We start from the raw sequence: 15,033 nt of genomic DNA on the forward strand, positions 1-15,033 counted from the left end.
CGTCATAACGAATCCTGTCCTTTCTTGCTGAATGTACGAGGGTTAGGCGGCCTGTGCGGCGACCTGCCCGGCCTGCTCGACCCGATCGGCCGGCTGCACCGTTGGCAGCGTCATGCCGCGCAGCTCGAGCAACACCTGGCCGTGCGCATCGACGACGTCGACATGGCCATCGCGGTACTGCACGATCGCAGCCGCGCTCGCGGCGGGCAGACCGCCGAGCGCGATGCGCTCGACACGCCACGCGGACGGTGTCGCCGGGTTGTCGCGCGCTTGCCCCGCCGCCAGCGCACGCAGGATGTTTTCGACGTGATTGACCGGCAGCAGCAGCTCGGGGGGAAACGGCACCGCCCACAGATCGGACGCATCGGCGCAGGCCACACGACCCATCCCGACGATCTCGCCGGCCGGATCGAACGCGGTCTGCCAGTCGGCCCCGGGCAGCACATGCGCGTTCCACGTCAGCGCCGACGCGGCAAGCGCCGGAGCCGGACTCAGCGACGCATTCGCCGGCCACACGATGCGCGCCGCCGTCGGCGCCGTGCCGGCCCGATAGACGAGCGTCGCCCGCAGCAGTTCGGCGCGCGTTTCAACGTGCACGCAACGCACATCCACATGCCAGCGCTCGTCGCGCAGATAGCCATTTGCTTCGGTTTGCAGAACGATTTCGGCACCGGCGCCACGGCTTGGATCGCTGTCGACCGGCAACGGCTGCAGACGGATCACGACGTTCGTCAGCGTCTCCAGATACTGCGGTTCGAGCGTCGGCGGCGTCACCCACGTGCTGACCGAACACGCGTGCTCGATCAGCAGCGCGGCCGGCAGCGCATGACGGCCTTCGACGCGAAACGCGAGCGCGACCGGCGCGGCGCCCGGATCGATCCGGTAGCGTGTCTCGAAGCAGCCGAACGGCCGGAAGCGCAGCGGATCGCCCGCATGATGGCGGCGCGTGAGCAGCTCGGCGATGTTCGGCAATTCGACGATCGGCGCGAAGCCCTTGATCTGCACCGGCGTCAACGCCGGGCCGACCGCGCCCATGAACATCACCTCGCCGCTGTCGCGGCTCGCGAGTTCGCGCAGCCAGTGGCGCACGCCTTCGTCGACGGCCAGCGGCGAGATGTAGCGCTTGGTGACCGCGAAATTGGTGATCATCCCAACCTCTTCCCAGGTTGGCCACACCAAAGTTTTCACGCTGCACGGCAGCGCATGACGGTGAGCCCACAGGCCGAGCCGCGCGAGCGCGTCGTTGGCCGCCGCGTAGTCGGTTTCGCCGGTCATGCCACCCCAGCGGCCGGTCAGCGAACCGACGTTGCAGAACTGCACGAGACGCGGATAACCGGCGACGGCCGAGCACAGGTTCGCGAAGCCGGCGACCTTGGTGCGCACGGTATCGATGAACGCGTCGGCGCTCTTTTGCGGCAGCCGCACCGGACGATCGACGCCCGCGTTATGGATCACGATGCGCAGCGTGTCGCGCCATTCGCCGCACAGCTTGCGCACGGCGGCCGCGTCGGTCACGTCGCAGACGCGGTAGTGCACCGGCAAGCCGCGCGCGGCCAGCGCATCGAGCGCGGTCTTCAGTTCGCGACGGCGACGCAGCCGCGCCAGTTGATCGCGAATCATCTTCGGCGTGCGTTCGCGGTTCGCGAGACGCAGTTGCTCCTCGCCGTAACGGCGAAAGCCGGCGTCGTCGAGCGTCATCCACGGTTCGGTGCCGCTCGGCAATGCATCGCGGCCGGTCACGATCACCGTGCTGCCGTAGCGCTCGGCGATCGCGGTCGCGCACAGCAGACCGATGCCGCGCGCGCCGCCGGAAAACAGCACCGTGTCGCCGGGCTTCAGATCGGCCTCGGCACCGGGCTGCGGCGCCGGCAATTCGTCACGCCGCGCGCGCAGCGTGTAGCGACGACCCGCGCGATAACCGATTTCGAACGGTCCCCAGCGATACAGCTCGCGCGCGATCAGCCGATCGATCTGTGCCGCGTCGTCGGGAGCGACGTCGAGTATGCAGACGTTGCAGTTGGGCACTTCCTGCGGCAACGTTTTGGCGAGGCCGGCCCACAGGCCGCCGAGCGGTTGAACCAACGGTCCGGCCGCTTTTTCGCCGAAGCCCATCAGGCCGTCCATCCACGTGACCGCGAGGTAGAAGAGACGCGATGCGTTCTCCTCGACTTCCCAGTCCGGATAGCACGCCTGCAGCATCGCGACGCTGTTGCGCATCGGCGCTTCCCATGCGGCGGCGGCATCGAGCGAGAACGCCTGTTCGACACTCAGATCGACGATGCCGTCGAACGGACCGGCATCGCGCACCAGCGCGCGTGCCGCCTCGACCGGATCCGCATCGCCGGGCGCGAATACCGATACCCGTGCGCTGGCACGCGCCAGCGCGACCGCGACGCGCTCGGCGGTACCGGCGCGACCGTTGACGATCACGACGCGCTTGCCGCCGAGCTCGGCTGCGGGCGCTTCGGGCAACGCTTCGATTTCCGACGCGAACCAGGTGAAGCGGGAGTTCGGGACCGTATCGGGGACGGCGCCCGTGGACGAACTGGAAGACGGTTGAGCCGACGTCGGCGCAGGATTGAGGCTCGGCGATGCCGACAGCGTTTGAGCGGCAACGGCCGCAGCAATGGCGGAGGCAGGCGCAGGATTCGGTGCTGGGGCCGGTTGTGGTGCGGCAGCGGGTTGCGGTGCTGCGACCGGTTGCTGTGCAACAGCGGCTTGCGGTGCGACGACCGGTTGCTGCGCGGCAGTGGCCTGCGACGCGACAGCAGACTGCGGCGCCGCGCCCGACGCCGAGAACGGGCAGCCGCTGGCCACCTTGCCTTCAGGCGTCGCACCGACAGGCGTGGTTTGCGCACGTGCAGCGCCCGAAGCAGAAGCCGCCGCGGACGCAGATGCGGAAGCGGCTGCCGCCGCAACACCCGCAACGTCACCCGTCGACCCCGACGCATCCGCCCCGCTCGCCCCCGGCCGCTTCTCGATTCGGCGAGGTTTGACGACCATCAGGATCCCATGCATCGGTCGCAGCGAAATCGCCGCGCCACGTTCGATAGGATGCCCAGGCACCACGCTCAGATCGACGTGCTGCGCCACCACCGCCATCAGCACGCGCATCTGCAGCAACGCGGTCTGAAAGCCGATGCATTTGCGCATGCCGCCGCCGAACGGGAAATAGCCGAAGCGATGCGGAGTGGGCGCGTGGCTCGCGAAGTTCTCCGGATCGAACGCTTCGGGATTGCGCCAGAACTCCGGATGCCGATGCGTGACGTACGGCGACATGAACACCGACGAGCCCTTCGGAACATAAAAGCCGCCGATCTCGTCGTCTTCGATCAGATCGCGCGTGAAGCCCCAGATCGGCGGATACACGCGCAGCACTTCGTCGACCACCTGGTTCAGATACGGCAGTGCGTCGAGATCTTCGAGCGTCGGCGCGCGTCCGCCGAGCCGCGCATCGAGTTCCTCGCGCAACTGGCGCATCACGCCGGGGTTCTGTGCCAGCGCATAGAGTGCCCACGCGATCCCGCTGCCAGTCGTTTCGTGACCGGCGAGGAACACGGTCATCACTTCGTCGTGAACCTCCTGCTGCGACATCGGCTGGCCGGTCTCCGGATCGCGTGCGTTCAGCAGCAGCGAAATCAGATCGCTCTCGTCGCACTGACCGGTGCGGTGATCCTCGATGATCTGCGCGATGATCGAATCGATGTTGCGGCGCGCCTCGGCGATGCGGCGATTGAAGCGCGTCGGCACCCAACGGGGAATCACGTCGTTGAGATTGGCTTGCGGCATCATCGCCGTGATGCCGAAGCGCACCGACGGCCCGACCTGGCGCGCGAAGCGCGAGATATCGGTGTTGAACACCATCAGCCCGAGCATGCTCAGGCTCAGGTGCATCATTTCCTCGACCACCTCGACCGGCTGGCCGTCCGGCAACTCGCCCCAGCGCTGCACGAGCTTGAACGCCGCGGCGCCGACCGCCTCCGCGTGTTCGTTCACCTGCTTCTTGTGAAAGAGCGGCTGCACCACGCGACGATGACGCCGCCAGAACTCGCCGTCGGTGGTCAGCAAACCCTCGCCGAAGAACACCTTGAACGCGTCGTAGAAGCGGCCGCGCGAGTAGTTGCGATGGTTCTCCTGCAGCACGTACTGGATGTGCTCGGGATGCGCGAGCCCATGCGTGAGGAACGGGCCGAGCCGGTTACGCGCGATGTTCCCGTACTGCCGATACAGATCCATCAGCATCGTGACCGGGTCATTCTTGTACGCGGCGAGATTGCCCGTGACGAAGTTGCCACGGGGGCCGGGAGCGAGGCGGCGGGTCTTCATGCGCTCACCCGATTCGACATGCCGCGCGCGGCGACCAGCGCATCGACCTCGTCCTTCGACACATACGCGCCGCTATCGCGATGCACGTAGCCGATCACCACACCGGTCACGTCCTTCATCTGCATCAGCATGTGGCCGTCCGGGCGCACCGCGACGAAGCGGTTGCGCGTGCCGACACCTTCGAGCGAAAACTCGCGCGGCGTCGCATACAGATCGATGCGGTCGTAGCGGCTCGACAGCTGGCAATCGTTGCCGTCTTCGTAGATGTCGATACGGCGGATCGTCATCGGCGCGGCGAGCGGGATGTAGTCGTCGGCGACGTAGTTCAGCACCGCGACGCGCGCGAGGCCGTCGAGCATGATGCTCGGCACGACGAAGCGCGAGAACACCGGATCGTCGACGCCCACGCCGAGCTGATAACGCGCGCGTTTGCCCGGAGGCGACGAACCGGTGTCGGTGGTCGACACGAACATCCCGCTCAGGTACACCGGCGCGGCCGCGAAGTGATACGGATCGGCGATCGACATGTGGCCAGCTTCGGGCCAGCGTGCCCAGGCCGGCGCAGGCTCATAGGCCGGCGCGAGCAGTACCTTGATCTCGAAGTGCAGCTTGTCGCGCACCAGCACCTGGCCGCTCGGCGCCTGCACGTCGCCGGTCACACGTACCTGCAGCGTGGTCAGCTCGCCGTCGCGCTTGATCATCTGCGCGTGGATGCGCTTCACGCCGGGGCGCTTCGCGTCGTAGACACGCAGGAAGTGGTGGAACACCGCGTCCTGGAAGCCGACCACCTTGAGGCCCGGCAGCAGTTTCAGCGCAGCCTCGGCGGCCAGCTCAGGCACAAAGGTGCCGGGCAGCGTCGCGAAACCGTTGACCACGTGATGCTGCAGATACGCGTCCGTCTGCAGATCGAACACGCGCTCGAACGTGATGCTCTCGGCGGTGTGCTGCAGTTCGCGGCCGAGATAGAAGTCGCCGATGCCGCCACCAACGATGCCGGTGGAAACTCGGGCGACGACGCGCGCCGGGCTCGCTTCAGGTGCCTTGACTTCGGGCGCCTTGAAGAAAGTCGGCAGATGCGCTTCGATCGCGCGCCGTTCGGGCACGCCGAGATGCACGGATGCCGAGGCCCGATCGACCAGATCGAGTTCGCGCAGGAAGTGATGCACGCCCTCTTCGGTGCGCATGCTGGTGAAGAGCCCGCTCTTTTCGAGGAACGCGCGCGTGACCGGATTCGAACCGAGCCCGACCGAACGCCACAAGGTCCAGCCGATCGTGAATTCGTCGTAGCCGAGCGCCGCGCGATGATAAGCGGCGCGCGTGTTCAGGAAGTCGTTGCCGGATGCGTAGTCGGTTTCGCCGGATTGACCCGTGAGGCCGATGAACGAGCCGAAGTTGCACCATGCGCGCGGCGGATTCGCGACGAACGCCTCGCGCAGGTTCCAGTAGCCGCGTACCTTGATGTCGCGCACCGCGACGAAGTCTTCGAAGGCCTTGACCGGGATCGACGCCGAGCGATTCAGGCCCGCCGCATTGACGACCAGATCGATCTGGCGTTCGCGCGCGGTGATCTGCTGCACGGCGGCCTGCACGCTGGCGCGATCGAACACGTCAGCGCGCAGATAGTGCACGCGGTCCGCGCCGCAATGCGCCTTCATCGTTTCGATGTTGCGATGCGCGGCGCGCACCTCGACCTGACGCTCGAACGACTTGATGATCTGCGGCAGCGGCATCGACGGATGCTGCTCCTTCTGTTCGCGGATGTACTGCGGACGCCGCTTGATGAAGTCTTCGTCGCTACCGGCGAAGGTCTCCGGCGGATAGTCGTCGAGACGGCTGCTGCCGATCAGGTAGAGCGTCGGGCGGTAATGAGCCGCGACCTCTTTCATCAGCTCGGCGGTAATGCCGCGCGCACCGCCGAACGCGACCACGACCGAGTCGGGGCCGAGCCGCGCGAGCCGGTCGTCCGGCAGTTCGCCGGCGGCCTCGGTCACGCGGATCGTCAGACGGCGCGAGCCGCTCAGCACCACCACCGGCAGCAGATGCAGCGCGCCGCTTTCGTGCTCGGCCTGCGCGATCGCCACGCGAACCGTGGTGCTGCTGGTGAAGACCGCGAGCGAATGCGTGTCGTGCAGTTCGATCCCGAGCGCCTTCGTCAGACCGGAGAACAGCCCGGCTTCGGGATGCAGCACCGTGCCCGCGACCGCGTCGAGCAGCAGCGCGATAAACGAGCCGTGCTGCGACACGCCATCGTGACAGCGTTTCAACGCGAGGAATGCGAGGTCGTGCAGCGCCAGCAATTCCGGCACGGGCGGCGGCACCTGACGCGGCAACAGCTTGCTCGCGTGCAGCGAACTCAGCACGCGCACATGCTGCACGTCGGCATGCAGCAGGCCGGCGAGCGTTTCTTCATCGGGCAATTGCACGTGATGCCAACCCGCGCGCGCTTGCGCGAGCGGCTGCGTCGACAGCACGATCAGATCGGACGGCAACGTGTCGAGTTCGGCGAGCAATTGCGGCGCGTCGGTGACGACCACGCATTTCGCCGGCAAAAATTCGACCGGCTCGGCACCCCACTGCCACGGCACCTCCTGCAGATCGATGCGATAGCGTTTGACGCCGAGGGGGTCGCCATCGGCGGCCACGTCGGTTCGATAGAGCGCCGGCGGCAAGAGGGTCGGCGCAGCGGCTGCGGTAGCCCCGGCAGCCGCAGCCGCCGGGGCTACCGCCGCGGCGACGCTCACGCTTGCGCGCTGCTGAGACGGTGCGATCGGCGCGGACGGCGCGCCCGAAGACGGGAGCGATTGCACCGTCGTCTTGCGACGCGTCGAATCCGGTCCCGCGCCCGGCGGCAGGTCGCCACGCGTCAGACGCAGCGAGAAGCGCGCACGGTCGCCCGGGTTGTGGGTCGCCACGGTGGCCGCGGCATCTTCGCGCACCAGTGCGCTCAGTACCGAGACGGCCGCATCGGCGCCCGCATACGTGACCGCACGTCCTTCGCTATCGCGCGGCGCCGGCGTGGTTGTGCCCGTGCTGTCGCTTGCGCGTTCGGTCTCGACCCACGCGAGCACCGGCAAGTCCGCCGCTTCGGCCTGCGCCTGCGTCGTCACCGCGAACAGCACGACGCCTTCGGCGAGTGCGGTGTCGAATGCGGGCTGCACTTCGTCCGCCACGTTGCCGTTGATGCCGCCGACGATCACCATGTCGAGTTCGCCGCTATGCAGGAAACGCGCGGCCACTTCGAAGGCGGCGAGCGTCGATGCATGGCCGGCATCGACGGTCATGTTCATCCCGTGCAGATCGTGATAGTTCGCGATGCGCGCCGGAATCACGTTCGACATCATGCCCGGGAACGAATTCTCTGTGGTCGGCGGCACGAGGCTGCGCGTCTTCGTGCGCAAGCCGGCGAGCGCCGCATCCATTGCGCGGAATTTGGCGGTCTCGGGCACGCCGCGCAGCGCCGTGTCGATGTCGTCGAGATAGCAACGGCTCGCGTACAGCGCCGAGTTGCGCGTCGGGCCCATATGGCCCATCACGATGCCGATCGTGTCGCTGGTCGCGCTCCAGAACGGCAGCAGCTTCTCGCGCAGGTCGTGCGCGGCATCGAGCGACATCAGCTGGCAGCGGTCGAGCGCGCGCAGCACCGCCGGCGGCATGCGGACGCGGTCGAAGCTCGGCAGCGGATAACTGAGGCCGAAGCTCGCGTGCGGAGCGGCACCTTCGCCGCGCAGCCACGACGACACCGCGCCGTCATTGGCAAGACCCGGGAATTTCGCCGACCAGCCGACGATCGCGAGCGGCGCCTTGTCGTGCTGTCGCGGCGACGGCACAGCGGGCAGATCGGGCCGGTACTCGCTGATCACGAGGTGGCCGTTGGTGCCGCCGAAGCCGAAGCCGGACACCGCCGCGGCACGCGCGCGGTCGGCTTCGCGCGGCCATGCGACCGCGCTGGTGGGAATGGTCAGGCCGGTCGTGGCGAGGTCGAACTCGCGCGGCGCTTCGGAATAGCGGTGCTGCGGCGGAATGCAGTCGTACTGCAGGCCGAGCAGAACCTGAATCAGCGACACCACGCCCGCGGCCCAACCCGTGTGGCCCACCAGCGACTTGTTCGATGTCACCTGCACGGTGCGGTTCTGGCCGAGCGAATCGCGCAGGCTCTGGAACTCGGCGAGGTCGCCCGCCGGCGTGCCGGTGGCATGAGCGACGACCCAGTCGATCTGCTCGCTCGTCACGTCGGACTGCTGGTACGCGCGGCGAATTGCGATGCCCTGGCCATCCGGATTCGGCGCGTAGATCGCCTTGCCCTTGCCGTCGGACGACGAGCCGAACGCCTTCAGGACGCCGAGCACACGGTCGCCATCGGCAATCGCGCGCTTCAGGCGCTTGAGGATCACGACGCCTGCGCCGTCGGCGAACAGCACGCCATCGCACTTCTCGTCGAGCGGGCGCACTTCGCCGCTGCGCGACAGACCGTGCAGCTTCGAGAACAGCACCGAGCAACGCGGCGCGAGCGCGAACGCGCCACCGCAGGCAACGACATCGTGCTGGCCGAGCAGCAGCCCCTTGATGCCGAGGTCGACCGAGTACAGCGACGACGAGCACGCGGTGTCGACCATCATGTATTCGGCGTCGTCGGGCAGGATGCCCTTCATCGCGTCGAGGCCGACACGATGCGGGAAGAATTCCGCGAGCCCGGCCGCGCCGCGTCGATAGCGTGCATTCAGTACGTCGCCGACGTGCGCGATGCACGCGTCGCGCTCCTCGGGCGAGACGCCGGCTTCGTCGAGTGCGCTATGCAGACGCGTGCGTGCGGCTGCCAGCACCATGCCTTCCTCGAGATGCTGGCTGCCGTCGGCGGTGTAGCCGACGAGAAACGACGTGCGGTCGTCCTGACGGATGCGCACGCCGTCGAGCGCCTGCAGCAGCGAGTGGCGCAGCCACAGCGTGGTGAGTTCGTGATGATCGCCTTCCTGCCCGGCCAGTTCGGATTTCAGAGCGGGCGTCGGCTGGAAATCGCCGATGAACACCGAGCGCGACTGATAGCCCTTGTCTTCGGCCGACGTATCCGCCGAATAGAACGAGCGGTAGTCCCAGCGGTCGGCCGGCACGTTGCCGAACAGCTCCGGCCCTTCGAGCAGCGCGCGCCAGAATTCCTGCGGGCTGTTGGCGCCCGGAAGGGCAAGGCCCATACCGACCACAGCGATGGCGTCGTCGCTTGCGTCGATCGCATCGAGCAGGTTGTGGCCGTTGCTGTTCAGAATCTTCTGCGTGGCGGGATTGGCGTGGGTCGGCAGCGGCTGCGCGCCGGCCGCGGGCGTGGCACCCTGCGCGCCTTGCGACGCCCACTCCGCACGCGGCGACAGGCCTTCGCTGCACAGCGACAGGCCGCCGTCGGCCGTGACCACCTGACCCGTCACCCAGCGCGACGCGTCGGAAGCGAGGAACAGCACCACGTCGGCGAGATCCTCGGCGGTCGCGAGGCGTTTGAGCGGCGTCGCGGCGATGCTGGAGCGGCGCGTGTTGTCGGGATCGGGAAACTGCTGCGCGACGTCGCCGTCGATCAGGGTGGACGAGGCGCTGTTCACGCGGATGTTGTCCGCCGCGTATTCGACCGCGAGATAACGCGTCATCGATTCGAGCGCGGCCTTCGCGGTACCGACCACGAGATAGTTGGCCGGCACCAGCGTGGAGCCGACCGACGACACGTTGACGATCGAGCCGCCACCCGTGCGCGCCATCAGCGCGGCCGCGCGACGCGAGCACCAGAACGCCCCTTTCAGGTTGGTGTCGAGCGCGCGATCGAAATGCTCGGACGCGATGTCGCCGACGCCGAGCAATGCGCCCGACGCCGCGTTGTTGACCAGAATGTCGAGACGGCCGTACTTGGCCTCGATCTCGTCGAACATCCGGTCGACCTGAGACTGCTGGGCCACCGACGCCCGGATGACGTCGACGGTGGCGCCGAGCGCCCGCAACTCCGCCACTGTCTCTCTCGACGCATCGAGAGAATGGAAAAAATTCACGATGACATGAGCACCCTGCTCGGCAAAACGCCGGCAGATCGTCTTACCGACGTTCTTCGCGCCACCCGTCACCAGAACCAGCTTACCCTTCAGATTGGAGCTTGACATTACACGCCTATCCAGATCGACCACAAAAAAACGATGCATGGCGTGGGCCGCCTCGCGGCGGCCTCACGCCGGGAAATTCACTCCCTAGTTGCCGGCAACCGCCGACGCACCCATCTGCGTATGTACGAAATCGACGATCTGCCCCATCGCCTTGAAATCGCCGAAGCGGAAACCCGCGGGCAACGGCGGCAGCCCGTACAGCTTGCTGATGCGCTGGATGATTTCCGTCTGCTTGACCGAGTCGATACCGAGTTCCGCCTCGAGCTCGACTGCTTCGGTGAAGACCTCGGGCGGGTATTCCATCGCTTCCGCGTAGATCGCTACGAGTTCATGGAACAGCTGGTCGCGCGAAATCGCGGCGCGGCGGGCCGCCGGCGGCGGCACGGCCGGGGCGCTGGGTGCCGCGACGGGCACAGCCGCGAGCGGCGGCGGAACAGCAGCGGCCACCGACTGTGCCGGCACGCTTGCGGTCATTCGCACCGCCGGCGCCGCCGCGACGTTTTGCGAGCCGTTCAACTGGTAGAACTTCTCGAATTCGGCTTTGATGCCGGCCGTTATCGCGGCCCCGCTGGCACGCCAGAACGTGTCGAAATCCGGCTGATTGAGATTGGTTTGAGCATTCGCGTTCACGATATTCATCTCCCTGAAATAAAGCACAACTTTCCTGATATTTTCGAGCTCAGCGCCGGCCCTTATGGCGCCCGAAAAAGTTTTAACTACTCCCGGACCGGCAATTCGAATAACTATTTTGCCAAGTGCGTCGAGCGCGCCACATTCGACATAAACATCGAAATTATCTGATTTAAGAAAACCTATTCCATCAAAAAATTTAACCGGCAAGGTTAAGTGCTGCCCAAGGCAATTTCCGAATTCATCCGATGAATCGTAATAGCGATTCAGGATCGGAGAATAGATCGCATATTGCGGTGCCTTTGTCGGATACGATTTCAACCGGCGTGAAAAAACCTCGCCCGCCTTCACGAGGCTGCTGTGATGAAATGCGTAGGGCGCTTTCAATTGCCGGGCGGTCATGCCCTGACCGGCACAATGGGCAACGAATGCCGCCATTTCGCCTTCGGGCCCGGACACCACGGTTTGCGAGCGATGGTTTTCGACCGCGATCTGAATACGCGCATCCGCGTGCTCACCACGACCCGCATAAAACGCTTCGAGCGCCGCGTGCACGGCCTGAGGGCCCGCCGAGACCGCCGCCATGCAGCCGCTGCGCGGCGCTGCGGCGGCCAGCGATTCGATCCGGTCGCAGACGATCTGCGCACCCTGCTCGACCGAATAAACCCCCGCGCACACCAGCGCGGCGATTTCACCGAAGCTATGTCCTACCAGTACATCCGGCTCGATACCTTCCTGCCGAAGAATTTCGAAATTCGCAACCGAGACCGCATAAATAACCAGTTGCAGAATATCTGATTTATTTCGAAAATTATCTTCGGCTGCATCTTCTCCACCCCAGATTACATCGAAAAAAGAATGACCAAGACGGCGTTGCGCTACCGTCTCGATTGTTTTCAAGATTGGATCGATGCAATGATAGGTGGATCTTGATGCAAGCAAAGCGTCGGGATAAAACGCGCCCTGCCCAGGAAACATAAAGGCAATTCGATTCATACGGATAACTCTTTACTCATTTGGCATTGCCGTCCGAGTCATTTAAAACTTAATTAACTATACCCTGACGCATATCTCTAAAACACCAAAACGCATTTTTTTATTGATAAAGTTTTAATTTGAATTATTACTATTCATTGCGAATATTTCGTCTGCTACGGGCTAAAAAGGTTCGCCAGAAGCGTTCACGCCATTAAAACGGCATGCGGGAATTAGCGTGTTGGCGCTCTCTCACGCACGGCTGCGAGAAAGGCAAGGAGGCGCGGCTCGCGATAGGCGAACGCCACGAAATGATGCGGCGACTCAGTCAGGCCCGAGTCGCCGCTAAAGACAAACAGAGGTGGTGGATGCGGCGGGAATCAATACCTGCTAGGCGAGCGCAAAGCGGGTCTTCACGCTCATCATGAACTGATGCGACTTCAGCACCGATTCGCGCGGCAAACGCGCGAGATCGGCAGCGGCGGCTTGCGGCGGAATCACACCGGTGCCCTGCCCGACCGAAATCCAGCTCGTCGCTTCGAAGTGCATGAAGTTGCCTTGCCGATACGGCTGCAGATCGGCGGTACGCGGCAGGCGATGCTGCCAGCACGCCTTGAGCGTCGCGTAGGTCTCGGGCAGCGTCAGCGCGGTCACGTCGCGCCAGAAGGCCGTGTCGCGACGGCGCACGTCGTAGTGCATGCGAACGAAATCGCGAATGCCCATCCAGTCGATACGGTTGCGCTCGTTGAACGTCGTGATACTGGTCTGCGGCACGATGTAGGCGCTCCCCGCAACCAGTTCGCCGAACGTCTGCACCTGTCCGAGCATCTGTCCGATCGAGGTGGCTTCGAGCGGTTCGATGAATCCCGATGCGAGTCCGACCGCCATCACGTTGCCGATCCACACATCGTCGAAATGGCCGGCCTGGAAGCGGATCGTGCGCACCGCCTCGATCTTGCCGACCCGCGCTTCGATTTCCTGCAACGCTTCGTCGTCGCTCAGATGCGCGCTCGAATAAACGTAGCCGCAACCGACGCGCTCCTGCACCGGGATCTGCCATAGCCAGCCGGCGTTCATCGCCACCGCGCGCGTGACCAGATGCGGCTGCGGGCGCGGATGCGGTAGATAGAATGGAATCGCACGATCGTGCAGCAGGTGCTCGCTGAACGTGCGCATCGGCACATGGAACTGACGGTCGAGCGTCATGCGCGCGAAGCCCGAAGCATCGATCAGGAAATCGACCGGCACCGGCTGCTCGTTGCCTTCGATTCGCAAGCCCGTCACATACCCATTCTCGGCCGCGACGTCGAGTTGCTGCACGGTCGCTTCGAGCAAACGCACGCCGCGTCCGGTCGCGACGCGCTTCAGATAGGCGGCGACACGATGCGCATCGAAATGCATCGAGGTCGGCAGTCGTGCGCCGAGTGCTGAGCGCACGCCCAATGTTTCGGTTTGCGAAGCATTATTCTGGATCAGCGGTAGCGCGCTCTCGGTGTACTGCACGCCGAGGCCGTTCGCGACGAGCATCGCCCAATCGACCGGCACGCCGTCGACGAGGCTACCGTCGGCCGCATTCGGCGCTGCATGAAACAGGTGGTAGAAGACATCGTCGTCGCGACCGGTATTCCAGCCCACATATTCGAAGCCCAGCTTCAGTACCGCGCCGGTCGCCTCGATAAATTCCGCTTCCTGGATGCCGTAGCGCGCCAATGCGCCGGGCAGATTCAGAATGCCGCCCTCGCCGACACCGATCACGTTGATACGCGGCGACTCGATCACCGTGATGCTGACCTGCGTGCCGAACAGACGCTGCAGCTCCAGAGCCGCGAACCACCCCGCTGTGCCGCCGCCCAGCACGACGAAATGACGCATCGACCGAAAATTGAGCATGTTATTGCCCTCGAGTGGGTAGGTTAGCCTGCCGTGGATGAAGCCGCGTCGTCATCCGCGAGCGGCTCGCCGCGCATCTCGCGCTGCAGCCCCTCCAGATGCTTCTGCACCGACGCGAGGCCTGGCTGCAATTCAAGCGCCTGACGATAAGCCTGCTCGGCCTCGACGAAACGGCCGCTTTGCTGCAGCAGCACACCGAGTCCGTCGATTGGTCCCGGCAGCGTCGGCGCGAGTCGCACTGCTTCGCGCAACGCCGCCTCCGCTTCGGTAAAGCGGCCGGATTCGCGCAGCAGATTGCCGAGGTTCGCATGCGCCTCGCCACGCTGCGGCGCAATCGCGATAGCCTCGCGAAATTCGGCCTCGGCTTCGTTCTGCCGACCCTGCGCGAGCAACAGAATGCCGAGATTGTTGCGGTCTTCCACGCGCCCCGGACGCAGACGGATCGCCTCGCGCTGCATCGACTCGGCTTCCGCGACGCGCCCCAATTCACGCATCACGAGTGCCAGGTTGTACCAGGCATCGGCATAGCCCGGTGCATGCGCGGTGGCCTGACGAAGCGGCGCTTCGGCATTCGCCGCCTCGCCGACGTCGAGCAGCAGCACGCCGAGGTCGTTCCACGCACGCGCGAAATCCGGCTGCCGCTCAACCGCAAACCGGTATGCCGCCTCGGCTTGCGCACGATGCCCGCTCTCGCGATACAACGTGGCCAGGTGGAAGCTGATCTCGGCGTTCTCGGGCAACAGTTGCTGCGCCTGCAGGTAAGCGGCCTCCGCGGGCTGCAACCGTCCCTGGTGATGCAGCAACACCGCCAGATTGAAATGCGCCTCCACCATCGTCGGATTGAGTTCGATCGCCGAGCGATACGCGCTTTCCGCGTCCTGCAGGTTGCCTTCGGTCGCGAACAGCAGGCCGCGATTGCAGAGCGTTTGCGCGCTATGGGGGTTCAGGTCGAATGCCTGTTGCAGTGCGCGGCGTGCATCGTCGAAGCGACGTTCGCGCATCGCCGCAAGCGCGTCGAGATTGTGCGTGTTGATCGCCTGCTGATGGCCCGCTTGCGCGGCAGGTTCGTTGGTGTCTTTCATCG

5 protein-coding genes are annotated in these 15,033 nt (G+C 65.3%); all 5 read right to left on the minus strand.

Going from position 1 to position 15,033, the window contains the following annotated elements:
• Positions 1 to 42 precede the first annotated feature (42 nt).
• The 5 genes from HHL14_RS25505 to HHL14_RS25525 all read right to left on the minus strand — a co-directional run bounded on the left by HHL14_RS25505 (position 43) and on the right by HHL14_RS25525 (position 15,031).
• A complete protein-coding gene (locus tag HHL14_RS25505) occupies positions 43 to 4,326 on the minus strand; it encodes a cytochrome P450 (RefSeq protein WP_169500363.1) in 4,284 nt (1,427 codons plus the stop codon).
• On the minus strand, positions 4,323 to 10,454 hold the full coding sequence (locus HHL14_RS25510) for an SDR family oxidoreductase (protein WP_169500364.1): 6,132 nt from the start codon (positions 10,452 to 10,454) through the stop codon (positions 4,323 to 4,325). Before HHL14_RS25510 ends, HHL14_RS25505 begins: the two co-directional genes overlap by 4 nt.
• Before the next feature lie 84 nt (positions 10,455 to 10,538).
• The gene (locus tag HHL14_RS25515; protein ID WP_169500365.1) at positions 10,539 to 12,080 is read right to left on the minus strand and encodes an acyltransferase domain-containing protein; all 1,542 of its coding nucleotides are present in this window, start codon (positions 12,078 to 12,080) and stop codon (positions 10,539 to 10,541) included.
• 369 nt (positions 12,081 to 12,449) lie between these two features.
• Entirely contained in the window at positions 12,450 to 13,949 is a 1,500-nt protein-coding gene (locus HHL14_RS25520; RefSeq protein ID WP_169500366.1) for a tryptophan halogenase family protein, read from the minus strand.
• A 23-nt stretch (positions 13,950 to 13,972) separates the two neighbouring features.
• Positions 13,973 to 15,031: a tetratricopeptide repeat protein gene (locus HHL14_RS25525; protein ID WP_169500367.1), complete on the minus strand. Its 1,059-nt coding sequence runs from the start codon at positions 15,029 to 15,031 to the stop codon at positions 13,973 to 13,975.
• Positions 15,032 to 15,033 lie beyond the last annotated feature (2 nt).

Origin of the sequence: Paraburkholderia antibiotica (assembly GCF_012927125.1) — a bacterium.
GTDB classification, from domain to species: Bacteria; Pseudomonadota; Gammaproteobacteria; order Burkholderiales; family Burkholderiaceae; genus Paraburkholderia; species Paraburkholderia antibiotica.